Origin of the sequence: Cysteiniphilum sp. QT6929 (genome assembly GCF_030035755.1) — a bacterium.
Classification (GTDB): Bacteria; Pseudomonadota; Gammaproteobacteria; order Francisellales; family Francisellaceae; genus Caedibacter; species Caedibacter litoralis.
This window is the reverse complement of record NZ_CP103983.1, coordinates 83,785-109,113: the sequence shown is the minus strand read 5'-3', so window position 1 is coordinate 109,113 and position 25,329 is coordinate 83,785. Positions and strand designations below refer to the sequence as shown.

Annotated in this window: 23 protein-coding genes; 9 read left to right on the top strand and 14 right to left on the bottom strand. The window is 39.2% G+C overall.

The window, feature by feature from the left end:
• Positions 1 to 100: 100 nt before the first annotated feature.
• The 3 genes from fumC to cgtA form a co-directional block, all read right to left on the bottom strand.
• Positions 101 to 1,480: a class II fumarate hydratase gene (gene fumC / locus NYP54_RS00500; protein WP_283156689.1), complete on the bottom strand. Its 1,380-nt coding sequence runs from the start codon at positions 1,478 to 1,480 to the stop codon at positions 101 to 103.
• Between the two features lie 169 nt (positions 1,481 to 1,649).
• Complete coding sequence (locus tag NYP54_RS00495; protein ID WP_283156688.1) at positions 1,650 to 3,017, bottom strand: LysM peptidoglycan-binding domain-containing protein; 1,368 nt, start codon at positions 3,015 to 3,017, stop codon at positions 1,650 to 1,652.
• Positions 3,018 to 3,037: 20 nt separating this feature from the next.
• On the bottom strand, positions 3,038 to 4,063 hold the full coding sequence (gene cgtA / locus NYP54_RS00490) for an Obg family GTPase CgtA (protein WP_117001142.1): 1,026 nt from the start codon (positions 4,061 to 4,063) through the stop codon (positions 3,038 to 3,040).
• Between the two features lie 149 nt (positions 4,064 to 4,212).
• Here cgtA and dnaX point away from each other — a divergent pair, with 149 nt between their 5' ends.
• Entirely contained in the window at positions 4,213 to 6,201 is a 1,989-nt protein-coding gene (gene dnaX / locus NYP54_RS00485; protein WP_283156687.1) for a DNA polymerase III subunit gamma/tau, read from the top strand.
• A 2-nt stretch (positions 6,202 to 6,203) separates the two neighbouring features.
• Here the strand turns inward: dnaX and tsaB are convergent, their stop codons facing one another.
• From tsaB to lipA, 5 genes are all read right to left on the bottom strand, one after another.
• On the bottom strand, positions 6,204 to 6,869 hold the full coding sequence (gene tsaB / locus NYP54_RS00480) for a tRNA (adenosine(37)-N6)-threonylcarbamoyltransferase complex dimerization subunit type 1 TsaB (protein ID WP_283156686.1): 666 nt from the start codon (positions 6,867 to 6,869) through the stop codon (positions 6,204 to 6,206).
• Complete coding sequence (glmS, locus tag NYP54_RS00475; protein WP_283156685.1) at positions 6,869 to 8,716, bottom strand: glutamine--fructose-6-phosphate transaminase (isomerizing); 1,848 nt, start codon at positions 8,714 to 8,716, stop codon at positions 6,869 to 6,871. The genes tsaB and glmS overlap by 1 nt, the downstream gene beginning before the upstream one ends.
• Before the next feature lie 171 nt (positions 8,717 to 8,887).
• Positions 8,888 to 10,252 (bottom strand): bifunctional UDP-N-acetylglucosamine diphosphorylase/glucosamine-1-phosphate N-acetyltransferase GlmU, encoded by a 1,365-nt coding sequence (gene glmU / locus NYP54_RS00470; RefSeq protein WP_283156684.1) that lies wholly within the window; start codon positions 10,250 to 10,252, stop codon positions 8,888 to 8,890.
• 141 nt (positions 10,253 to 10,393) lie between these two features.
• On the bottom strand, positions 10,394 to 10,600 hold the full coding sequence (locus NYP54_RS00465; RefSeq protein ID WP_283156683.1) for a type II toxin-antitoxin system VapC family toxin: 207 nt from the start codon (positions 10,598 to 10,600) through the stop codon (positions 10,394 to 10,396).
• A gap of 32 nt (positions 10,601 to 10,632) precedes the next feature.
• Positions 10,633 to 11,619, bottom strand: a complete 987-nt coding sequence (gene lipA / locus NYP54_RS00460) for a lipoyl synthase (RefSeq protein WP_283156682.1) — start codon at positions 11,617 to 11,619, stop codon at positions 10,633 to 10,635.
• Between the two features lie 144 nt (positions 11,620 to 11,763).
• Here lipA and recN point away from each other — a divergent pair, with 144 nt between their 5' ends.
• A complete protein-coding gene (gene recN, locus NYP54_RS00455; RefSeq protein WP_283156681.1) occupies positions 11,764 to 13,422 on the top strand; it encodes a DNA repair protein RecN in 1,659 nt (552 codons plus the stop codon).
• A 105-nt stretch (positions 13,423 to 13,527) separates the two neighbouring features.
• On the opposite strand, the gene nudE is transcribed toward recN, so the two are convergent.
• From nudE to NYP54_RS00430, 5 genes are all read right to left on the bottom strand, one after another.
• Positions 13,528 to 14,079: an ADP compounds hydrolase NudE gene (gene nudE, locus NYP54_RS00450; protein ID WP_283156680.1), complete on the bottom strand. Its 552-nt coding sequence runs from the start codon at positions 14,077 to 14,079 to the stop codon at positions 13,528 to 13,530.
• Positions 14,069 to 14,788, bottom strand: a complete 720-nt coding sequence (locus tag NYP54_RS00445) for a nucleotidyltransferase family protein (protein WP_283156679.1) — start codon at positions 14,786 to 14,788, stop codon at positions 14,069 to 14,071. Before NYP54_RS00445 ends, nudE begins: the two co-directional genes overlap by 11 nt.
• A 32-nt stretch (positions 14,789 to 14,820) precedes the next feature.
• Positions 14,821 to 14,967: a hypothetical protein gene (locus NYP54_RS00440; RefSeq protein ID WP_283156678.1), complete on the bottom strand. Its 147-nt coding sequence runs from the start codon at positions 14,965 to 14,967 to the stop codon at positions 14,821 to 14,823.
• Complete coding sequence (locus NYP54_RS00435) at positions 14,960 to 16,006, bottom strand: PDDEXK nuclease domain-containing protein (RefSeq protein WP_283156677.1); 1,047 nt, start codon at positions 16,004 to 16,006, stop codon at positions 14,960 to 14,962. Before NYP54_RS00435 ends, NYP54_RS00440 begins: the two co-directional genes overlap by 8 nt.
• A 215-nt stretch (positions 16,007 to 16,221) precedes the next feature.
• The gene (locus NYP54_RS00430) at positions 16,222 to 16,917 is read right to left on the bottom strand and encodes a hemolysin III family protein (RefSeq protein WP_283156676.1); all 696 of its coding nucleotides are present in this window, start codon (positions 16,915 to 16,917) and stop codon (positions 16,222 to 16,224) included.
• Positions 16,918 to 17,048: 131 nt separating this feature from the next.
• On the opposite strand from NYP54_RS00430, the gene NYP54_RS00425 reads away from it, so the two are divergent.
• The 7 genes from NYP54_RS00425 (at position 17,049) to NYP54_RS00395 (ending at position 23,989) form a co-directional block, all read left to right on the top strand.
• A complete protein-coding gene (locus NYP54_RS00425; RefSeq protein WP_283156675.1) occupies positions 17,049 to 17,648 on the top strand; it encodes a nucleoside triphosphate pyrophosphatase in 600 nt (199 codons plus the stop codon).
• 74 nt (positions 17,649 to 17,722) lie between these two features.
• Positions 17,723 to 18,856: an ABC transporter permease gene (locus tag NYP54_RS00420; RefSeq protein WP_283156674.1), complete on the top strand. Its 1,134-nt coding sequence runs from the start codon at positions 17,723 to 17,725 to the stop codon at positions 18,854 to 18,856.
• A gap of 3 nt (positions 18,857 to 18,859) precedes the next feature.
• Positions 18,860 to 19,654: an ATP-binding cassette domain-containing protein gene (locus NYP54_RS00415; protein WP_283156673.1), complete on the top strand. Its 795-nt coding sequence runs from the start codon at positions 18,860 to 18,862 to the stop codon at positions 19,652 to 19,654.
• A 2-nt stretch (positions 19,655 to 19,656) separates the two neighbouring features.
• Complete coding sequence (locus NYP54_RS00410; RefSeq protein WP_283156672.1) at positions 19,657 to 20,565, top strand: MlaD family protein; 909 nt, start codon at positions 19,657 to 19,659, stop codon at positions 20,563 to 20,565.
• Entirely contained in the window at positions 20,565 to 21,233 is a 669-nt protein-coding gene (gene lptE, locus NYP54_RS00405; protein WP_283156671.1) for an LPS assembly lipoprotein LptE, read from the top strand. Before NYP54_RS00410 ends, lptE begins: the two co-directional genes overlap by 1 nt.
• 607 nt (positions 21,234 to 21,840) lie before the next feature.
• The gene (locus NYP54_RS00400; protein WP_283156670.1) at positions 21,841 to 22,905 is read left to right on the top strand and encodes a YcaO-like family protein; all 1,065 of its coding nucleotides are present in this window, start codon (positions 21,841 to 21,843) and stop codon (positions 22,903 to 22,905) included.
• Positions 22,898 to 23,989, top strand: a complete 1,092-nt coding sequence (locus NYP54_RS00395; protein WP_283156669.1) for a TfuA-like protein — start codon at positions 22,898 to 22,900, stop codon at positions 23,987 to 23,989. The genes NYP54_RS00400 and NYP54_RS00395 overlap by 8 nt, the downstream gene beginning before the upstream one ends.
• A 16-nt stretch (positions 23,990 to 24,005) precedes the next feature.
• Here the strand turns inward: NYP54_RS00395 and NYP54_RS00390 are convergent, their stop codons facing one another.
• Positions 24,006 to 25,313 carry a Glu/Leu/Phe/Val dehydrogenase dimerization domain-containing protein gene (locus NYP54_RS00390; RefSeq protein WP_283156668.1) on the bottom strand — a complete coding sequence of 436 codons (1,308 nt, stop codon included), beginning with the start codon at positions 25,311 to 25,313 and terminating at the stop codon, positions 24,006 to 24,008.
• Positions 25,314 to 25,329: the final 16 nt, after the last annotated feature.

Below are 25,329 nucleotides of genomic sequence, written 5' to 3'. Positions count from 1 at the left end.
CATGCTTGTTTTCTGCCGTCACTGCAGCCAATAAATCGGCTAACAAATAATGCTTAGGCTTTACAAATTCAATTGCCATCTGCTCTTTTTCTGCCATTGCTTACACCATCTTATACGGATCAACAACTTGATCAAATTCTTGTTGTGATAAAAACTTCAACGCTTTATTCGCTTCACTTAATGACGTGTCATGCTCATCAGCATAATGCGCTAATTGTGATGCCTTATCATAGCCAATGACAGGACTTAATGCCGTTACTAGCATTAAGGAATTGCGCAAATACTCATCGATCTTTTTCTTATTAGGCTTAGTCCCTTCAAGTAAATAATGACTAAAGTTAAGCATGCTATCGGATAAAATATTGATTGATTGCAAAATATTATAAATCATCATTGGTTTATAAACATTCATCTCTAAATAGCCCGCACTACCACCGATGGTTACGGCAACATCTAGTCCAAAAACTTGCGCGCATGCCATCGTCATTGCCTCGCACTGTGTTGGATTGACTTTGCCTGGCATAATGGATGATCCTGGTTCATTCGAGGGAATCAAAAGCTCATGAAATCCCGCGCGGGGTCCGCAACTTAAAAGGCGAATATCATTAGCAATCTTAAATAATGAATTTGCCAACACTTTGATCTGCCCCATTAGTGCAACCAATGCATCATGCGAGCCTTGTACGGCAAATTTATTAGCTGCTGATACAAAGGGAAGTCCCGTGATTTTAGCTATATATTTACATGCCTTTTCAGCAAAGCCTTTGGGTGCATTTAAGCCCGTACCCACGGCAGTGCCTCCAATCGCTAATTGATAAACATCGATAAGTGAATACTCTAAACGAGCAATATTTTGTGCCAACATCTCAGCATAGCCTGAAAATTCTTGACCCAAGGTTAATGGCACGGCATCTTGCATATGGGTGCGCCCAATCTTAACGACCTTGTCCCATTTCTTAACTTTTTTGGTGAGTTCTTTATGCATAAGTTTAGCAGCAGGAATCAATGTCTTCTTAACAGCTACTGCTGCTGAGATATACATCGCCGTTGGAAATGTATCATTGGAGGACTGCGACATATTCACGTGATCATTGGGGTGAACAGGTGTTTTGCTGCCAAGCGTACCGCCAGCAATCTCAATCGCGCGATTAGAAATCACCTCATTAACATTCATATTTGATTGCGTGCCACTGCCTGTCATCCACACGTGTAATGGAAATTGATCTTCGTGTTTACCGTCAATAATCTCATCTGCTACTTGGGTAATCAGTGCTTTTTTATCCTCTGGCAAAATACCTAAATCACAATTCGCCATTGCGGCAGACTTCTTTAAGATGGCAATCGCCTTAATGACTTCATGTGGGATACGCTCCTGACCAATCGAGAAGTGAACTAAAGAGCGCTCGGTTTGCGCACCCCAGTATTTACTATTATCAACCTCAATCTCGCCTATACTATCGGTTTCTTTGCGTGTATTCATTCACTTGGCTCCTTGTGTTTTCTTATTATTTATTGATTGGGCGTATGCAATATGCCCCTGCGTAATGCATATGTTCATCGGGCATATGCGATACCCCCCTGCGCATCGACTATTACCTCTCCCCTTGCGGGAGAGGTCGTGCGGCTTAAGTCGCACGGGTGAGGGGTAATTAAAATGCATAAAATTGCGATAACTTCTCAACATTTCCATTCTGGCGAATCTCAAAACCTAATGCACTGGCACCATTAAATTTACCAACCGCACCCAAAAGCTCACCTTGTGTCACATCTTGCGACTCTTTCACACTTATACTACTTAAATTATTATACGCTGAGATATAGCCATCCTTGTGACTGACAATTACCATCTGCCCATAGCCGCCCATACCAACACCAGCATATAGCACACTACCTGTGGCTGCGGCATAAACTTCCGTGCCTTGAGGTACATCAATCTCACGCTGTTGATCAATGCCATCTTTATCAAATTTACCGGACTCTTTTAATGGCCATTGCCATGAAATACCGGCAACGGTTTTGCCATTTGGTAATGAAGCTTTTGTTACAATTGGTTTGGTCTTGGTTTTTTCTGCTACTGCAGGTGTTGCGACGGTTGCTACTGGGGATTTAGCAGCCTTTGTTTCAGTTGCTTTATTTTCCTTATTCACATCAACTGTTTCAGCCTTAACTGGTTTGGCTTTTGTTACTGACTCATGCGTCATACTTTTGACTGCCACAGTTTTTTGTTCAGCTGATGAATGTTGCTCAGGTGTAGCAACACGCAATTTCTCACCAACATAAATCATACTCGGTTCTTTAATATCATTCCACGCTTGAAGATCAGCTAAACTCACATTATTGGCAACCGCAATCTCAAGCAAAGAATCACCTGATTGAACGGTATAAAACCCTGTTTTGCTTTTCGCGATATGATGTATCACAACACCCACATTATCATCGTTTTGCGCTAAATCATGCATATCTAGCTCTTTATCTTGATTAATCACTTTATCTTGCGCTGTGGCTGCCACTGGTGCTGACTGCACACTTTGGCTTTGTGCTACAGGAGCTGCATCAGGATCAATCACAGGGATATTATTTGCATGCTGATTAGAAACACTCGTCGACTCCGATACGGCTGAAACTTTAGAGCCTGTTCCGATTGAGCTCGTATTCGCCACTGGTTTATTTGTGCCCACTGGCACTAACACACCACCTTGATAGGTATACATTTGCCCATCACGCCGAATTTTCTCACCTGGCAAAGGCCCGACACGAATCGTTGATCCAGGTGTGAGCACATAAGGCGATTTAAGCTTATTCCATAAGATAAGTGTTCTTTCAGTGACATTAAAGCGACGGGATATATCATACAATGAATCACTAATTTGCACCGTGTAATAGGTTTGCTGTGTTGGAATATTGGTTACTGGCGCGCTTTGCTGTTGACCATTAAAGAATTGATTAATTGCACTACAGCCTGATAATACGAGAACTGCCGTAGTTAATGCGACTATTTTTTTAATTTTTTTTATCACATAAGCTCCTTTGATAGGATCTATTTCCAAGAGTCCTTTGACGTTAGCATTGTCATAATTTTTTGCAACATTTTTTCGGTATTCTGCCCACTCATCCCGGAAATAAAGAAGTAAGGCTCATTTTTATTCCAACCAATACCTTGCAAAATATGCTCACAAATGTCATCAACTTCATTCTGAGGTAATTGATCAATTTTATTGAGCACTAACCAACGTGGTTTTTTATAAAGTGCTTCACTGTACTTTTTAAGCTCATTCTCAACTTTGTGATAATTTTCAATCGGATCTGAGCCATCAACCGGTAACACATCGACCATATGCAACACACATTTGGTACGTGTTAAATGCTTCAAAAACTTCAAACCCAATCCAGCGCCTTCTGCAGCACCTTCGATAACCCCAGGAATATCTGCAATAACAAAGCTTTCATATTGCCCAACACGAACAACGCCTAAATTAGGATACATCGTGGTAAATGGATAATCAGCGACCTTCGGTGTTGCCGCGGAAACCGCTCGAATTAACGTTGATTTACCCGCATTGGGCAAACCTAGTAAACCGACATCAGCTAATAGCTTAAGCTCTAGACGAATCTCAAAAGACTCCCCCTCTTCACCATAGGTAAATTGTCTTGGTGCTTGGTTGGTACTACTTTTGAAATGAACGTTACCAATACCACGTCGTCCACCTTGTGCCAATTTCAACGTATCACCATTTTTAAGCACTTCACCGACTTTTTGATTAGTGGTTGCTTCATAAGCAATCGTACCAACGGGAACGATAAGGTATAAATCCTCACCCTTTTTGCCCGCACACTTCTTACCTTCACCAGGTTTGCCACTTTGCGCTTGGTAATTACGCTGATAACGATAGTCAATCAAAGTGTTAACATTCTCATCTGCCAACATAAACACACTTCCACCATGACCGCCATCACCGCCATCAGGTCCGCCTTTAGGGACATATTTCTCACGTCGAAAACTCACACAACCATTGCCACCCTTACCCGCATGCACGGTAATTACGGCCTCATCTACAAACCTCACAGTAACCCTTTTTATTATCTTTAGTATTTACGCCGCCTATGATCCAAGAATTTTACGAAAATGTACAGTATAAAAACCAACAAACGCACTGTGCATTAGGCAAGGTTGTCGTTATACTAGTTGGCAATTTGAGTTAGCAAAGTACATAAATGTCTTATCAAGTTTTAGCCCGCAAATATCGCCCTAAAAACTTCTCCGAAGTTGTTGGTCAACAACACGTTTTAAATAGCTTAATCCATGCATTGGATCAAAATCGTTTACATCACGCTTATCTTTTCACAGGGACTCGAGGCGTTGGTAAAACCTCATTGGCACGCCTTCTGGCAAAATCGGTTAACTGCTTAAATGGTGTATCCTCTCACCCTTGTGGGCAATGTGAGCACTGTGCTGCGATTGAGCAAGGTCGTTTTGTTGATTTGATTGAAATCGATGCTGCTTCACGCACTAAGGTTGAAGATACCCGCGATATTCTTGATAACGTCCAGTATATGCCAAGCCAAGGTAAATATAAGATTTATCTCATTGATGAAGTGCATATGTTGTCACAACACAGCTTTAACGCACTTCTAAAGACCCTTGAAGAGCCACCAGAGCACGTTAAGTTTCTACTAGCAACAACTGATCCACATAAACTACCCATCACGATTTTATCACGCTGTTTGCAGTTTAACTTAAAGCACTTAAGTGAGACGCAGATTGAGCAAAAACTTGTTGAAATCCTCGGACTTGAAGCAATTGCCTTTGAGCAAAATGCATTAAAAATTATTGCTCACGCTGCTGATGGCAGTATGCGTGATGCACTGAGCTTAACTGATCAATCAATTGCTTATAGCAAAGGCGAGATTCTAACACATGCTGTGCAAACAATGCTTGGCATTGTTGATAAGGAAATGATTGATAAATTGGTGATTGCATTATTAGAAGAAGATACTAACGCTATTATTAACTTTTCAGATGACATTATTCTCGCGGGTAAATCACCACAATCGGTATTAAACGCTCTGGCAGAATGTTTTTACTACGCAAGCCTTATTGGCTTTAGCTATCAAGGCTTATCAAGCATTCCATGCTCAGATGAAATTCTTAAAACCATATCAGAACATTACACTAAAGACACATTGCAGCTTTATTACCAACTAACAATCAAAGCCAAAGAAGATCTTCATTTGGCACCAAACGCCCAATGTGGCTTAGGCATGGCATTATTACGCTTGTGCGCTTTTTCACTGGATTTGCTGCCTGTATCACAAGCGGCAAACAAAACAGTACCGCTGACAAATACAAAGACAGTACCAAGCCTAAGTAAAAAACCTGATCTAAGCGCACTTAAAAAAGCACTTGCAACACCAAGTCAATCTCATTCTATTAGCCAAGCGCATAAATCCACTGTTATTGCGTCTGTTACCGATAAAGCTATCACACCAAACCTTGTAACAGAAGATAAAACACTTAATGAGCCAAAACCAATGATTGCCGAAGAGTCCACATCTGACAGCAAGCATATGACGATCGAAAAAGCTGAAACAATAGCAGAGAGTAAGACAATCACCGCACCAAAGGCTGATGCGACTGTTAATGACACTAATTTAGCAACCAACAATAGTAAAAATAGTAAAATTGATTGGTACCACCTAAGTCAAAGCCTTGGACTTAAAGGCACAACACTACAAATTGTCTTAAACTCAAGCCTGCTTGATAATACTGATAATATCTATACGTTACAAACTTCTGATTCGGTCAAAGCGCTCATTACAACGAGTGCAATTAAGAAAATTGAAGATGCCTTGAGTCTTAAACAAGGGCGTAATATTAAGGTTACTTTTAGCCATTTAAACCAAGATCAAGCACCAACTAAAGCAAATGCTAATACCACATTAGCACCACCTGCTAGTCAAGTAGCTAAGCAATCAACAGAAAATGCTACTTCAGCAGCTACTGTTATATCACCAATTGATCATACCGTTGAAACAGCAACGCCTCCTGTGACGACACAGGTGACACCAGCTCAAGTAATCCAGCAACAAAAGGCACAAAAAATCGATGAAATTTACACCTCATTAAAGGCAGATCCTGAGATTCAAAACCTAGAGCAGTTAGGCTTTCAACTCAATAAAAGCAATATCAAACTTAAGGACTAAGCTTACAACTTTTTCCATTGAGAAGTGCCCTGCAAATAGACAGGCTGGACAATAGTTTTAGACTGCTGATCAACTTTAGACTGTTGATAATTATACAGAATCACTTCTTGCAACAAGCTGACATCAGGGCAGTAATCTATGGCATTAAGCTCAATATCCACACCATTGATCACATCACCAATAACAAACCCTAAATTTTGCTCTTCAATCGCCTGATTAAATGCAGCAACTTTTAGGCATTTTTCTTGAGTGATTTTCATAATCTGAGAATCCTTATCCCAGATATATTGTCCAAAATAAACATCTGACATACGCGCATCAAGCATGACAGTTATATGCTCTGCCTTATAGCGATGGTAAGCACTTATTGCAATCGCCTGCATTGATGAGAAACCAATCACGGGACAATCTAGTGTTAATGCCATTGCCTGAATAGCCGCTGCAGCTAAACGCACACCAACAAAACTGCCAGGTCCCACGCCATAGGCAAGTAAATTGATCTCTCTTTTGTGTATACCTGATTGCTTGATTAACTCATCAATCATTGGTAAAAGCTGCTCATTATGCTTACGTGGAATATGACGCGTGACGCTAAAGCACTGCTTGTCTTCTGTAAAAAGCGCTATCGAACAATAAGCGCTTGAGGTATCAATTGCCAGAATATTCATTACTCAACCGTTACTGATTTTGCTAAATTGCGCGGCTGATCAACATCCGTGCCTTTTTGCACTGCCACGTGATAAGAGAAAAGCTGCAATGGGATGGTGAAAATAATCGGTGAGATGACCTCTGGCACACTCTCGATAATAAAAGTGTGTTTTGAATCAATATGTAGTGACTGACTAATCGCATGATCAACAAACACATAGAGCTTGCCACCACGTGCTTGCACTTCTTGCAAATTACTCTCAAGTTTCTCAAGTAACGTGTCATTAGGTGCAACCGCGACAATTGGCATATCTTTATCCACCAAAGCTAATGGACCATGCTTAAGCTCACCTGCAGGATAAGCTTCAGCATGAATATAAGAGATCTCTTTGAGTTTAAGTGCACCTTCTAGTGCCACTGGATACTGCGCACCTCGCCCCAAAAATAGCGTATGATGTTTCTCAACAAAGTCATAAGAAAGCTGCTCAATCTCAGCATCTAAAGCCAAGACATTTTTAGCAATTTCAGGTGCTTTTTTGAGTGATGATAAGATATTTTTCTCAAGCGCTAAGCTCAATACTTTTCGTGACTTACCCAAGGCAACTGCAAGAAGCAGAAAACCAACTAACTGTGTGGTAAATGCTTTGGTTGAAGCGACCCCCATTTCAAGACCCGCTTGCGTCATAAACACCAAATCAGCTTCACGCACCATTGAGCTATTAGGCATATTACAAATACTCAATGTCTTCATAAATCCAAGCACTTTGGCTTGACGCAATGCTGCCAAGGTATCTGCGGTTTCCCCTGATTGCGACACCGTGATAAATAAACTATTTTTTGGCACCACACTCTGGCGATAACGAAACTCACTGGCAATCTCAACATCAACAGGAATTTGTGCGTATTCCTCTATCCAGTATTTAGCGACCAATCCGGCGTGGAAACTCGTGCCACAAGCTACGATTTTAACATGCTCAACATCAGCAAAAAGTGATTTGGCTTCCAAGCCAAACTTCTCAATAATAATCTCATTATCCACACTAATACAATTAGCAAATGTATCGGCAATCACTTGCGGCTGCTCAAAGATTTCTTTTTGCATATAATGCTTATACTTACCCTTAGCGGCAGCATCTTGGGCTTGATCCAGCTCTTTAATATCTAAGACTTTTTTAATGCCTGACTGATCGTACGCCTCTACTTTTTCACGTGTAACAAGTGCCATATCCCCCTCATCAAGATACGCAAAACGATTGGTAACAGGCAATAATGACAAAGTATCAGAAGAAATAAAATTCTCACCAATGCCGAAGCCTATTACAATAGGGGAGCCTGAACGCACCACAACGATACTGTGCGGATGATCCTCATGCATAACTGCCAGACCATACGCGCCTTTGAGCTTTTTAATTACTGCTTGAACATTGCTAATAAAGTCATGTTTAGTATTCCAATCGTGTTCCAGCAAATGCGCGACCACTTCAGTATCTGTTTGTGATTGAAATGACACACCCTCTGCAATGAGTTGCTCTTTGAGGGACATATAGTTTTCAATAATACCATTATGTACAATCGCAATTTTACCTGACTGGCTAACATGTGGATGCGCGTTTTGCTCTGATGGCTCACCATGCGTTGCCCAACGGGTATGTGCAATACCAGTAGACCCTTTAAAGCCACTATCTTTTGCCACTTTCTCTGCAAGCATCTGAACTTTACCCAGAGCACGTATACGCTCAATTTTGCCTTTATTATCTAATAACGCCACACCCGCTGAATCATATCCACGATATTCAAGGCGCTTTAGCCCCTCAAGTAAAATCGCTAATACATTGCGCTCTGAAACCGCGCCAACAATACCACACATAACTTTCTCGCTTTTTGTCTATTGGGCGTATGCAATACGCCCCTACGGTTCTTTGTTTTTTGGGCGTATTCAATACGCCCCTACTTTCTTGATTTTTTTGGGCGTATACAATATGCCCTTACAGTTTCTTTCTTTGTTGAGCATATGCAATACGCTCTCGCGTCATATTTGCTATTTTTTAACTGGTCGCTGCCAACCTGGCACAACTGTTTGCTTATTCATTCGATTAATCGTGAGTTTCCCTTCTGGCACATCTTTGGTAATCGTTGAGCCTGCGGCAATATTTGCGCCATCACCAATACTCACAGGTGCAATCAACTGACAATCAGAGCCAACAAATACGTCATTGCCAATCATCGTTTGATGCTTGTTAGCTCCATCATAATTGCAGGTAATCACACCAGCACCAATATTGCAGTTATAACCTACCGTGCTATCACCGATATATGTTAAATGATTGGCTTTACTGCCCTTGCCAATTATTGACTTTTTAATCTCAACAAAATTACCAATATGCGCACCTTCATCCAATATGCTTCCAGGACGAATACGCGCAAAAGGTCCAACAACAGCATTGGTTTTAATATCAGCGCCGTCGATAATCGTATTGGGTTTTATTTTAACGTTATCACCGATCACACAGTCTTTTAAGATACAATTAGCACCGATCACACAGTCTTCGCCAATAACAACATTACCTTTGATTAATACATTAATATCCACCCATGTATCCGCCCCAATCTCAACAGAACCTCTCACATCAAAACGATTAGGATCAGCTAAAGAAACACCTTTTGCCATCACCCGTTCTGCCACTGCTTTTTGCCACATTCGCTCAAGATCTGCCAATTGCGCACGGGTATTAACGCCTAAAATCTCAAAGTTATGCGCTGGATGTGCGGCACGAATATTAACTTTATCTCGACAAGCAAAGGCAACAATATCGGTTAGATAATACTCTTTCTGTTTATTGTTATTTTCAATCGCAGGCAACCACTGATGTAGGTGTTTACCACTAACACAATAAATACCCGTATTAATTTCTTTAATTTGGCGTTGAATATCTGAGGCATCTTTCTCTTCAACAATTGACTCAATTTCACCGAAGCGATTACGTAAAATCCGCCCAAGTCCCACGGGGTTATCAAGCTCAGCCGTTAAAATTCCTAAATCATCCTCACGGGTGACTTCAATTAAATGATTCAAGGTATCAAAAGAAACTAAGGGTACATCGCCATAAAGTATCAAAACCTTATCTTCCTTATTAATATAAGGCAGAGCCTGTAAAACGGCATGTCCAGTGCCTAAACGATCAGTTTGCTCAACCCATGTGATTGTTTTATCCTCCAAAGAGGATTGCACCTGCTGCCCAAGATGTCCCTGCACCACGATAATATTATCTGCTTGAAGTGACTCCACCGTTTCAACAACATGTCGTATTAAGGTTTTTCCTGCTAATGTTTGTAACACTTTGGATTTTTTGGAACACATGCGTGAGCCTTGACCTGCCGCCAAGATCACTACCGATAATGCCATTTTGTCTCCTTATGAATATCTTCTTTTGCTTTTTTGCTTTTTTGCTTTTTTTTTTACTATTTGCAAAACTGCTGCGCATTATATAACAGCATTAACAGGTTTTATAGGCTTCTTACATGATATTCTAAAACTCTTTTAACCCTATACTTTCTTGATCATTGCTCGGTTGTACTGACAAACGGACTCATCGGCAGATATTAGCATAATTCCTTCCACCATCGATTGGGCAATTAAAATACGATCAAATGGATCTTTATGAATCATTGGCAGCGTATTCACTTCAACAACATGTTCACTCAAAATAGGTAGCTCACTATAACCATTATCTATTAACGCACGTCTTAACAAACGAGCATCGACTTGGAAATCATATGGTAAAATTACAAATCTAAATTATTACGTTTAAAGACACGATCAGCGCGATAACTTGAGCGCACCATGGGGCCAGAAGCAACTTCAAGAAAGCCTTTTTCCAAACCAACTTGACGATAATCGTCAAACTCTTTGGGTGTGACAAAGCGATCAATTGCTAAATGATGTTTCGTTGGCTGCATATATTGCCCTAGAGTCAAAATGTCAACCTTAGCAGCACGCAAATCATCCATCGCTTTGAGCACTTCGTCATGCGTCTCCCCTAAACCTAACATTAAACTCGTTTTCGTTAAAATCTGAGGTTTTTGTGATTTGACATATTCAAGCACTTTAATCGTTTGCCAATAACCAGCACGCGGGTCACGCACCTTAGTTGTCAAGCGCTCAATCGTTTCGACGTTTTGTGCAAAGACATCCATCTCTGTCGCGATAAGTTTATCAATCGCCTTTGTATCTCCTTGAAAATCAGGTGTTAAGGCTTCAACTTTAATCTCAGGAATAAGTGCTTTTATTTCATTAATGGTTTGTGCGTAATGTGCCGCCCCGCCATCTGATAGATCATCGCGATCTACTGACGTTAACACCACATATTGAAGCCCCATTAATTTAACACTTTCAGCAGCATTCTTCGGTTCATTGACATCTAACCAACCTTTGGGATTACCCGTATCAACCGAGCAAAACTTACATGCTCTTGTGCAGACACTTCCCATCAACATAATCGTGGCAGTGCCATGTGACCAACACTCATTGATATTAGGGCATTTTGCCTCTTCACACACTGTAGATAACTTATGCTTTTTAGTTAGTGACTTCACCTGCAGATACGTCTTTGTTGAATCTTGCTTTGCCACCTTTAACCAATCAGGCTTTTGAATACGGATCTCATTGATTTTCTTATCTTTAATACCGTCTTTGACTGCGGAAAATCCTTGCTCAGTTTGGTATTTTTTACCGCTTTCAACTTTTACTGGAATGTCGATTAACTTGCTCATATGAGTTATTTTGAATACTTTAAGCGCTTAAAACTTAAGACGCATCATGACAAAAAAAGACGCTTAAGACAATGTTATTTTAAAAGCTTTTTAGAGCTGGATATGCTACATTTTCACCATACTTTGTCTTAAGACCACTAAATAATGCTTAACTTTCTTGGAATCAAAAACTTTGCCATTATCAAAAATTCTGAAATCCATTTCAAATCGGGTATGACCACAATTACAGGCGAAACCGGTGCTGGAAAATCTATTTTATTAGATGCCCTTAATATCGTTCTTGGTGCACGTGTTGATAAATCAGTATTAACTAATGATCAGGCGTGTGAAATCTCTGCTATTTTTGATATCAGTAAGATTCCTAATGCCAAAACGCTATTAAAAAGCTTTGAACTCGCCGAAGACAATGAATGTTTATTGCGTCGCGTGATTCAAAAAGATGGCAAAACACGCGCATTCATCAACGGCAGTTTAGTGACCTTGACACAGCTTAAACAATTAAGTGAGCAGTTAATTAGCATCTATGGTCAGAACGCTCATCACAGTTTATTAGATCCTGCCAACCAGTTAATACGCCTTGACACTTATGCTGGCTTGGGCGCTGAAGTAGATGAAATCACCGTGATTTTCAAAAAGCTCTCTGAAATTAACACTCAGATTACCGAAGAAAAAGAACGTATTGAAAAAGACAAAACGGCTTTAGCATTAATGCAATATCAATATGATGAACTGGTTCAATTAAATCTTGGCGCAGATGAACTAAATGACCTAGATCAAGAACACAAGTCATTAGCGAATGCCGAGGCACAAATCCATACCATCGCCCAAGTTGTTGAATGCATCAATGATAATGAGCAAAGCCTATTAGGTACACTCGATAACCTAATACATCAATTAAGTACATATAGCGACAACTCAGCGTTTAAAAACATTTACAACCTACTAACAGAGTCTACAGTCTATTTAAAAGAAGCTGAACATGAGGCAAGGCACCTTTTAGATCATCTGGAGATTAACCCTGAGAAATTACAGCAGATTGACCAGCGACTTAATGAGATCTATCAGCTAGCACGTAAACACAAGGTTGACCCCAAACAGCTTTATCTACATATTGCTGAGCTTGAGCAAAAAATTAATGCCCATGCGCAAAATGAGCAGAAACTTCTGCAATTAACTAAAGACAAATCACTTTTAGAAGAAACGTATCTAAGCAAAGCCAAAACACTAAGCAACAAACGTCAAGTAGCAAGCAAAGTATTCGCCAGTGAAATTGAACAATATATTCGTCAACTAAATATTCCAAAAGGTGAGTTTTACGCACGTATTACTCAAGGTCAAACAAAGCATGCCAATGGTATTGATCACTGCGATTTTTTAATTAACTTTAACCCAGGACAGCAACCTGCCCCTATTGATAAGGTCGCCTCAGGCGGTGAATTAAGCCGTATTGGACTTGCGATACATGTTGTTTCATCAAAAAAAATCGCCCCGCCAACCATTATCTTTGACGAAGTCGATGTCGGCATTAGTGGCGGCACGGCTGAGATTGTGGGTAAGCTCCTTAAGCAAGTCGCTAAAAACGCGCAAATCCTTTGTATTACCCATCAAGCACAAGTTTCTATTCAAGGTGACCAGCAATTACATATCAGCAAAAAGCATCTTGAACATGAAACGATTTCAGAAGTGCTAGAGCTTAATAAAGAAGAGCGCATTAATGAAACGGCACGCATCATTGGTGGTGTTGATATTACCAATAAAACATTACAACACGCTAAAGAAATGTATGAACTCTATCATAAGTAGTTAAACTTCAATCACCCCTCACCCGTGCAGCTTACGCTAGATGAGCTCTCCCACAAGGGGCGAGGTAAGCATTAGCGTAACTTATCGATTCATTTTTATTAGCAATTATTTTCCTAGCCATTTTTTCCAGACAAATAATAAAGCGGCAAAGCTACGACATTCGATAAACTGCGGATGCGTGATGAGTGCATCAATATCTGATAATTTCCATGGCACAACTTCTAAATCTTCTGGTTCATCGCCTTGAGCCGTTTTGACTGAAAGACCTTCAGCGACGACTAATGAGATATGCTGCTTCATATAATTAGGCGACAAATAAACATCCTTAAGATACGTATAATGCTTTGCGCTAAAGCCGGCTTCTTCCATCAACTCCCGATCTGCTGCTTGATAGAGATCTTCCCCTTGATCAATCGCACCTTTTGGAAAACCTAGCGTATAGTCCTCGACACCTGATGAGTACTCTTTGATAAGCAACACCGTATTATCATCAAGCATCGGTACAATTAATACAGCAGTATGCCCATCACTTTTAGGCGCAATACGTTCATAAGTACGTGTATTACCATTACTAAACGTTAAATCAAGTGCTTCAACTTTGAATAAGCGTGATGCAAATAACTCTTTTTTACTGTTAATAACCGGTTTAGTAGCCATTACTAACCTCCTGCCAACGTTCAGGCGTGCCAACATCACACCAATTGGCATGATAAATCTCACCACTTATTGCTTTTTGCTCAATGAAAGACTGCCAAATGCTTGGCAGAGAAACCTTCTCTCCAACATAAACATTGGCAAACAATGACTTCCTGCACACACTAATGCCCGTATAAGTATAGCTTTGCCCTATTTGATCGGTTTTATCGATAATATTGCTTTGACCATCCAAACAAAAATCACCCTTTAGATTATGTTTAGGGTTAGGCACTAGGATTAAATGCGCTAATGATTTCATGGCTTGACTATAGTGAATAAGATGCGAGAAATCATAATCAGTCATCACATCGGCATTAACCACAATAAAGGGATCACTAAGCCATGGTAACGCTCGCGCAATGCCACCACCGGTATCATAGGCATCTAGAGGCTCATATAGGTAGCAAATAGTTATTCCCCAAGGCTCGCCAAAACCAATTTCATCGACAATTAACTCAGCTAAATAGGCAACGTTAATCACAATATTGGTTATCCCTGCGCTAACAAGGCGCTCTATTTGCCACTCAATCAATGACTTGCCATTGACTTTAATTAGTGGCTTTGGTGTGTGATTGGTCATGTTACCCATTCTGCGTCCACGACCTGCTGCCAATATCATTGCGCTAACATCTTGCTTCATTTTTTGTGATTTCATTCCATTCTTTGTCATTGATACTTTATCTCGTATTAGATTTTGAAAAATTATCTCTTTCTGCATTCATAAACAACACTCTCGTCATTTTCATCTGGGGTAGCTGATTCGCTATTAAAACTAAAAATAATTCTCTTAGGTTGATCTTTGTCGAAATCAATTAATTTTGTTTCTTTTTCAAAAGTAATCTTACTCATCACCGTCCTCATCAGAATTAATTCTTTTCGACAACTCAGATTCAAGCTCTTCAATCGTTGGTAGTGATGTTTTAATATTATCAGGTAATGAATCTTCTAGGCGATATTCAGCAAGCCCTATTGGTTTTGTCATATCACGCAATGCATATTCTGCTAAAACACCCACCTTTGATCGACACAGAATTAAGCCAATAGATGGGTTATCACCAGAATGTTTTAATAAATCATCAACAGCAGATAAGTAAAAATTCATTTTGCCTGCATATTCTGGTTTAAACTGACCTGACTTAAGCTCTAAAACGACAAAGGAGCGCAGTTTTATATGGTAAAAAAGCATATCAATATAAAAATCCTGATCCTCAACTTGCAAGTGATATTGCCTTCCTAGAAATGCGAATCCTTCACCCAGTTCTAAAAGGAATTTTTCTATGTGCTTTACTAAACCTTTTTCGACTTCACGTTCTTGAGCTTTGTCTCCAAAACTTAAAAAATCAAATAAATATGGATTTTTTAATGTTGATTGTGCTAAGTCTGATTGAGGTAAGGGTAATTTTTTATCAAAATTGGTAACGGCCGCACCTTTCCTTTTATGTAATTTGGTTTCTATTTGTATTGACAGTACGTTTCTAGACCAGCCGTTTTCAACTGCTTGATTTACATAGAAATTTATTTGCTCTTTATCTAGCCCTGAGTATATAAGTAGTACGATGTGACCCCAAGGGATTTGGTCAACAGCTTGTTGACCAATTTCAGTTTGGCTAAATTCCTCTGCAAATTTACGCATATATTTAAGGTTCTGGGGACTAAAACCCTTCATATCTGGAAACTCTGCTCTTAAGTCCATTGATAGCTGATTAATAATCTTAGCTCCCCATCCTTCTTTTTCTTGCGACTGCAAAATAATATTGCCTATGTGATGATAAAGATTAATTAGCTCGTTGTTAACTTTAACAGCAGCCCTATATCTTGATGCAGTTACACGCGTTTTAAACTCTAAAAACAATTTGTTGTATTCTTGATCAAGAATCATTTTTCCCATTATTTTTGCTCCAGATATAATTTCATACCTTCGTGGCTGGCTTTAAATCCCAGCTTTTCATAAAATCTGAGAGCGTCTGGGCGTCCTTTATTGGTGGTTAGGTGTATTATATTCATATCATTTCGCTCATAAATTTTTCTTCTGAATTTCCCGCGGTCAAGCATAAGCAACGCTTACAAGAATATAAAACCTAAACTCAAGTCATTAGTCAGCGCTTAGCTCATACCCGCAATATAAAGGTAAATTGCAAAAAAATGCGCAATACTGCCAGCAAGTACAAATAAATGCCATAGAAAATGACAAAACTCAATTTTCTCATCAAGCATATAAAAAACCACGCCACTGGTATAAAGCACGCCACCTAAAATAATCCACATCAAGCAGCCGCCAGGCAACGCCTCAACGATTTGTACAATAAAACCAATCGCTGTCCAGCCCATAATGACGTAAAGTGCAGTTGATAACCAACCATCCCCAAAAAACAGTACTTTATAGACAAATCCGGCAATTGCCGCACCCCATAAAAGCGCAAAAACAATCCAACCATAAACACCTGATAAAGCAATCAATGCAATCGGCGTATAGGTGCCAGCAATTAAGAAATAAATGTTTAAATGATCCACTTTGCGCAATACTTTTTTAAGCCGAGGGTTAGACACACCATGATAAATACTTGAAGCACCATACATTGAGATCAAGCTCACGCCAAATATTGTGACGGCAACCACATTAATGGTATGTCCCGTTGTTACGGCTTTAACAATCATGACAATAAGCGCCACAATACTAAATAATGCGCCGATAAAATGCGTCAGGGTATTTAAAAACTCCTCACGCCTTGAATAAAGTACCTTAGGTGCTGCATATACACCCACTTCAGTGTTTAAACTGTCAGCTTCTTTCAATAACATATTTTTAATCTTCTTGGTTTTTTTAGTTTTTTAGTTTTTTAGTTTTTTTGGTCTTTGGGGTCGATTTTTATTTTAAACGTTGCTATTTTGCGCTATATGTAGCCATTAATCAAAAGCTAATACGACATTTTATGCCTAAAAGATTTATTCTTGCATCTTCTTCACCCTACCGCTTGAACTTAATCAAGACACTTTTACCAAATGTCGAGGCTTACACACCTGATATTGATGAGTCGACACGACAAGATGAACCACCGCAAACGCTTGTTAAACGCCTAGCACAAGCCAAAGCACAGGCGATTATAGAAAGGGTTAAGCCAAAGAATACAATTATTATTGCCAGCGATCAGGTTGGGATATTCAATGACAAGATCATCGCCAAAGCATATACAAAAGATCGTGCCTTTAGCCAACTTCAATCTTTTTCCGGACAATGTGCTAAGTTTATAACTAGCCTTTATCTTGTCGATACAGAAAGCCATCATGAGTTTATTGATCACGCACAGTTTAACGTTCATTTTAGAAATCTAAGTGATCAGGAGATTCTTAATTACTTAGCACAAGAAGATGTTTTGAACTGTGCTGGAAGCTTTAAAGTTGAAGGTTTGGGCATCAGTTTATTTGAACGCCTTGAAGGTGATGATTTCAACAGTCTCATTGGTTTGCCACTTATTATGCTTAATAACGCATTGATTAATCACTTTAATATTAATCCTCTTAATTCCTTTTAATTTTTTTAATCTTTCCAATATTAGCGATAACCCTCTATACTTTGGAACAGTTGTTCGTTATGTTGGCGCCAAGGATGAAAAAAGAAAGTAAGTCAAAAACTACTAAGATGAGCAAAAAAGACGAAGCGAAATTTTATGTAAGCGCTGAAACCCTGATATTGACTGGACAGTGGCGCTGGCAATCGCTTGATCAAAGTATCTTAGCAAAAATTAAAAACCTTAAAGAACACATTATGTGCATTGATGCACAGAAAATTGAAAAGCTAGATATCTCTGGCGCTTACTTTATTTATAAAATTCAACAATTTTTTTTAAAAGCTGCCATTAAAGTCACTCATACACAAAGAAGTTTAATTGATTTGGTTCATAAGAACTACACCAACTATGACAGTCGTTTACAACCTTTAAATACTTATGAAAAGGTTTATCAAATTGGCGAGCAAACAACAAGCTACATTAAAGATAGTAAAAATCTCATCGCTTTTATTGGTGCCACAGTGATGAGTTATTTACAAGTGATTCGCACACCTTTTGCTACTCAATGGCGCTTATTATTAGATATCATTATCCAAACGGGCGTCAAGGCCATTCCCATTGTCTCATTACTGTGCTTTTTGATCGGAATTGTATTGTGCTATCAAATTGGCTCACAGCTTAAAATTTATGGTGCTAATATTTTTGTCGTTGATCTTCTGGGTATTTCACTACTGCGTGAATTTGCACCTTTGATCACAGCGATTATTGTCGCAGGCAGATCTGCTTCCTCATATACGGCAGAGCTAGGTTCAATGAAAGTCCAGCAAGAAGTTGATGCCCTTAAAACTTTTGGTATTAGCCCAATTAAGCGCCTGATATTACCACGCATTATTGGTATGATGATCTCCCTTCCCCTACTCATCGTTATTGCTGATATTATCAGCTGTGTTGGCGGCATGATTATGGCGAAAACATCGCTTGGCATTAGCTTTTATGACTTTTTGCAACGCTTCTCTACAGCAGTTTCATTTAATAACTATCTGACAGGGCTGATCAAAGCACCATTTTTTGCAATTATTATTGGTGCTGTTGGCTGCTATCGTGGCACTGTTGTTAAAAACAATTCGTTAAGCATCGGTCAAGAAACCACTAAAAGCGTGGTTTATGCGATCTTTTTGATTATTGTGACCGATGCACTATTTTCCATCTTATTTAGTGCGATAGGGATATAAGTGATGCCGGAAATAACAGAACAACCGATTATTGAAGTAAAAAACCTAGGCACTTGCTTTGATGGCGTCTGGGTACATAAAAATTTAAATCTGACAATTTACCCCCATCACATTACTTCAATTATTGGAGGCAGCGGCTCCGGTAAAACGACATTGATACGCGAAATATTGATGCTGCAGCCAGTCACTGAAGGCGAGATTTTTTTATTAGGGCAAAAAATTTCTGATCTATGTGATGATGAGATAAAACGCCGCCAGTTTGCAAGCCATATGGGCATGATGTTTCAAGGTGGTGCACTCTTTAGCGCCTTAACTGCACTTGAAAATGTCATGTTTCCTTTACAAGAATACACCAGTTTCAGTCGTGATATTGTCATTGATCTAGCACGCTTAAAACTTAAAATGGTTGGTTTATCCGAAGATGCTTATGCTAAATACCCCTCGCAATTAAGTGGTGGAATGCTTAAGCGCGTAGCACTTGCACGGACTTTGGCACTTGATCCTGAGATTATATTTCTCGATGAGCCTTCTGCTGGTCTTGACCCTCACTCAACTTATGAGTTGGATCAATTGATTTTAAAATTAAAACAAGATTTGAATCTCTCTATTATCATGATTACCCATGATTTAGAAAGTATTTGGCGCATTGTTGATGAAGTCGTCTATATTGATCAAAAACGCATCCTTATTCATGATAGCGTTGAGAATGCTGCTAAAATGACACAATATGAAAACCTTAATAATTTCTTTAATGGCGCTAAAACCATTAAAGAAGAAAAAACAGTACTAGGATCATAGCCATGAAAAACAATCGTTACTTTGTTGCAGGTTTGTTTATTATCATTACCACCATAGTGATGATCTTTATTGGCTTTTGGCTTGCTTTTGGCTTAAAAGATATTAAATATGACACTTATATCGCACGCTTTAATGAGTCCGTGACGGGATTAAATGTCAATGCTGCAATCAACTACAATGGTGTTAATGTCGGCAAGGTCGAAAGCATTAATATCGACAAACAAAATCCCAGCATTGTTATTGTCGTTATGCAAATTCAGCAAGGAATCCCCATTTACAATACAACCTATGCAAGCCTGGTGCCACAAGGCATTACTGGACAGGTTTTTATTACTTTATCGCTCTCAAGCAATCCTGATCGACACATTATTCAACCTAGAGATATTCCTCCATTTCCTGTTGTTAAAACCAAACCCTCTTTCCTGACCAATATTGTCAATCAAATGAGTACTGTTGCCGAGCAAGTCACTTTGATCTCAACACGTGTCGCTAAAATCATCAGTGATGACAATGTTCAAAAAATCAATCATATCGTTAGCAATGTTGAAGATATTTCTAACTCACTTGCCACTGGTAGCCAAAATATTCATCAAAGTATTGAGTCATTAAACATCATATTAAAAAATGCTGCCAAAAGCTCTGCCGAACTTGATCAGATTGCTCGTAATATCAATCAGGGCTCAAAAGCAGTTGCTCATGCTTCGGAACATGTTAGTAAAACGATTACAAGCTTTAACAATCAGACGTTACAAGGCATTAATAATATTTTATTACCTCAACTTGCACAAACGCTCAACAATATTAATGAAACATCCATTCAGCTATCTGATCTGTTAAAGAAAATGAATCAAAACCCATCTATCCTTGTGCGTGGTGAATTGCCAAGGAAGCCTGGACCAGGAGAACAATAATGTATAGACCTACTCAACTTCTTAAAATATTAAGCATTGCAGCAAGTGTTAGCATCATCACCAGCTGTGGTATTTTATCCCCAGTAAAAAGTCCTGAAGTTAAACAATATCAAATTATTGCACCAAACTTACAAATGACACGTAATGCCACAGGCACTGAGTCAGCGATTCAAAAAACTGAAAAACGATTTGATTTGACGCTATTTATCGCGCCTTTAACAGCAGATCAGCCATATAACTCAACCCAGATGTACTATCGTGAAAATAATTATGAATTGGCAAGCTACACACATAATTTATGGGCAGCTGATCCTGAGCAAATGCTTAGTAAAAATTTACTGCAAAGCCTGCAAGGCTATCAGAGCTTTAAGAATATCGTTTCGAGTAACTTTATTGGGTATGCTGATTATCGATTAACAGGTAACCTAAACCAACTCACTCAAGTCATCAAAGCCAATGAAAGCAATGTCATTCTATCTGTGAGCTTCACGCTAACAAATGCCAATAGTGGTCAAGCTGTTGCCATTAAGACATTTACTTTAAACAAACCAGCTAAGGCAAATGCTAAGAGCTTTGCTAATGTCACTAACGAGCTTGCTGCAGATTTATCTAAAGCACTGAACGATTGGCTTATCACTCAACCACTCTCAAATAACACGAGCAATTAAAGCATAATAGCGATAAGTAGCTAGTTGAATTAAAATTAAAATGAGATTTATCAGATAACTTTATTGCCATAAATGAAATTGCATGCTACCATCCGTTTATCTTTGTTTCTTCACCAAGAAACTTGCTTGCTAGATTTTAAAAATTAGCGTGGGGGCAATAACACTGGGGGCAGTGTTCGCGAATGACTATCAACATAGGAATGCTGATAGTCGTTTGTATTTTTATTTTGCAATGCAATATAATGCAGACTCAAAACGATCAATAATCAATGCAAAAAAGGTTAGATTACAATCATATTCACTTTTTTTACTGGTATTTAAGATCTTTCTGCAATTTTTCGCTTGTTTAGACATTAATGATCGTTATACTCGGGTCATGAGTTCAGCGAATGAGATTGTTCCCCAATCAATCTGCCGCGAAACTGCCCCTCCCCCAGTTAGCAAGCAACGGAATACTCGGCAAGGATCAGCGTTGAACTCCAACCATCTTTTCATATTTTCAATATTTACCAAACCCTTATAAAGCAACTAACTTCAAGCTTTTGCCAGTTTAGATATAAAGGTCGTTTATGACTCATGTATAATAATCACTTCTTAATATAATATAGTGAAAGACACGCATAATATGTCAACTTTAGATAGCGCACTACGCATTAAAACACCTAGCGAGACCCTTGAAGCCATTGAAGCTTATTTATCGCAAGCAAAGATTACACGTCTGGCTAATTTAACGGACCTTGATGATAGCAAAATCCCTGTATACACCTCTATTCGCCCATTAGGCAAATCATTATCAACCAGTCAAGGCAAGTCATTTTCACATGATGCGGCGAAAGTTAGCGCTTATATGGAAGCGCTAGAGCTATACTTTGCTGAAGAAGTTAAGGCTGAGTTATATAACAAGCCATTTGAGCAAAACAGTCACTTTATCTCACCCAATCAACTCTCTAGCAATATTATTTACCAAGATGATAAAACGCATAACTGGTGCCCAAGTAAAAGCTTTCTAAGCAATCAAAGCTACTATGTTCCCTTTCAATTCATATCCATTGACTCAGGACACCCCGATGTTGTGATCCAAGCCACTGACACCACAGGCATTGCATCAGGGAACAGTTATGATGAGGCTCTAGTGCACAGCTTACTGGAGTGCATTGAACGCAAAAGCACTGCTTTAAAGAGTCAACAATTCAAACTCGATATTGAGCATATCTTTTATGACAAAATCGCCCTACTTCATCATATTGAATTAAAGTATTATCCAAACCCTTATGGCATCCCCGTCATTGGTTGCTTAATCCAAAGCAAAGATAAAACAGCCAATCAAATGGTTTTCTCAGGCTATGGCGCGCATCTTAACAAAGAAATTGCTCTTAATCGCGCACTAACTGAAGCCATTCAATCCAAAGTCACCACCATTGCCGGGTCGCGTGATGATTTATTTAAACATGCTTATGAAAAATCAAATCTTAAGCTTAACTCAGACGCTTATGAAATCAGCTTCAGTGAAATTTCAGAGCATAACACCAACAGCATAACTGAGGCACTAGCACTACTTAAGGATGCTCTTCACAAAGCACAACAAGATGCGCTTATTCATGTTTATCACAGTCAGAAACTCACCTTTTTAAAATCCATTCTAGTCAAACAGGAGGTGCTTGATAATGCTTGATCTAATCAAACTTCAAATCGATATTTTTGCCGAGACAAGCATCACGCATGCTGAGATTAAAACGAACCTGCCGCATGCCCGTCTGCACACTTCGGCAAAAACAGGCGATATATTGCGCGCTATTCCAGAGAGTAACATGATTATTCTTATTGATGGCAATTTTGATTTCACTAACTCGGTTTGGCATAAAGAAATCCTTTGTGCACTTGAGAAAGGGATTACCGTTATTGGTGCCTCATCAATGGGTGCTTTGCGTGCTGCTGAGCTTGATGTGTTTGGCATGATTGGCTTTGGTTTTGCCTATGAATGTTATAAAAACAATATCACCGATGATGATAGTGAAGTAGCAATAAACTACTATCGTTTGGGTGATGAGATGATACAAACAATTCCCAGCATTAATATTCGCGCAACCTGCGATACTCTTGTAGATAACAAGCTATGCACACAACAAGCTGCTCATGAGCTTTTTAATAGTGCACATAATATCTTTTATAAACGTCGCACTTGGCAGGCTTTACAAAGCACGTTAACCACTGATGCCTTTAATCTACTAAAAACGCATTATGTTAATGCAAAATATAACGATGCCTATCAGTGTATTACGCAATTAGCTGACATTATCAATAAGGCAAAAACACAAGAGATTACATCGTTTACAACACCATCAACCATTCCACTTAACAAACTAAAACAAGACACCTTTTGCAGTGGTGAATTTGCTGCTCTTTTATTTGTTTTGCAGGAAATGCAGGATAAAGGTTATCTTAAACACTCTGATTTAAAGGTTTCTCATGAAGCGCAAGAACTCAGCAAACTTACGAACTGGTCAATCAATATCTGTGAGTTTGCGCTATGTCAATTAAAACATACAGGCATCGCATTAACCGATCTTGGCTTTATGCGTTCACTTAATATTATTCGTCTAAACCTTGGATTGAATGATGGTGAGGTTTTCAAACAGTGGTGTATTGATAAAAAACTCGATATGAATCTTGTTGAAACCACCTTTAGAAACCTGCTACTCATCAAGCGTCTTGCCAATGCCTATGCTTGTGAGCACCAGCTTAATTATGGGTTTTAGGGAGTAAATTAGGAAATTAAAGGATTGCAATGCCAGGCGTATGATTGTCTTGGCTCTTCTTAGCCGATTGCTTTAGAAAATTGGCTGTTTTATCTGGTAAATCAATATTTGTTAACGCAAGATCATAAAGGCTTGCTGTGAGTAAACGTCCACCGGTCATCGTAAATGCTTTATCTATCGCATTATGCATAATGGCTTTTATATCTTCAAAAATATAATCAACTGATATTTTATCTTCAGGCGTTGACATCATCGTATAAAAGGTTCGCGCCATACCCATATTGGCAAGAAAATCAGGTACCACCGCAAGCTTGCCATCTAAGTATTGCGAGCAAAGCCCATAACAATATTCACTTTCAACAAACGGATGGTTTGCGCCACATGCAATAAGCTCAAGCCCTGATTTTTGCATTTGATCAATGAAATTTTTATCAATAATATTAGATCCAGCTGCGGGAATTAATACATCAATATTCGCAGATATCAGTTGTTGATTAAATTGTTGGTGCGTCAGATTATCGGTTAATACATTAAGTACTCTACGGCTTTTAACAACTTGATTGATTTCCTGCTCGCTTAATCCTTTATCACGAATCACCCCTGCATCTCGATCAGTCATTGCGACAATTACAGCACCTGCCTGATGCAAATAAAAGGCAGCTGCCGCGCCAACATTGCCCGCACCTTGAATATAAATACGCTTATTTTGAATACTTTCATTGCGCGCATGATAATAAGCAATCGCTGTTTGTGCCACACCAAAACCTGTGACCATTTCAGCAAGTTTAATATCTGCTTGCCCTACTTTAACACTGGCATTTAGCAGATGCATATTGTGATAAGCTGCTTGCGTTCTAAAGTGATCCCCCTGACAAAAGGCATGAATAATCCCTTGCTGCGAGTTATCGATCCCCAAACCACGCAGCAAATGGTTAATCTTATGAATATCAGTATTTAAATCACTACCGGTGCCATAATATTCGGTCAATAGTGGGCGAATGGCTTCATACCAGCGCTCAAGAATCGCATATTTCTCAGGATGATCTGGGTCGATACGAATACCCGTTTTAGCCCCACCAATTGCCGGCCCTGATAGCGCAAATTTAATCTCCATAATTTTAGCCAATGTGGTGACCTCTTCTAACGTAATATGCTCATGCACACGTGTGCCACCACCTGCGGCATTGCCACGCAACGAGTTAATTACTAAAAACCCGCGTGCAGTAGATCGCTTGTCTTTCCACTGAAAGGTAATTTCAGGTTCCTGCTGTGAGAAATGCTGTAAACGATCAACCACACTATTTTGAAAATCCGTTAAATTCATTTTTATTCCCTTTATT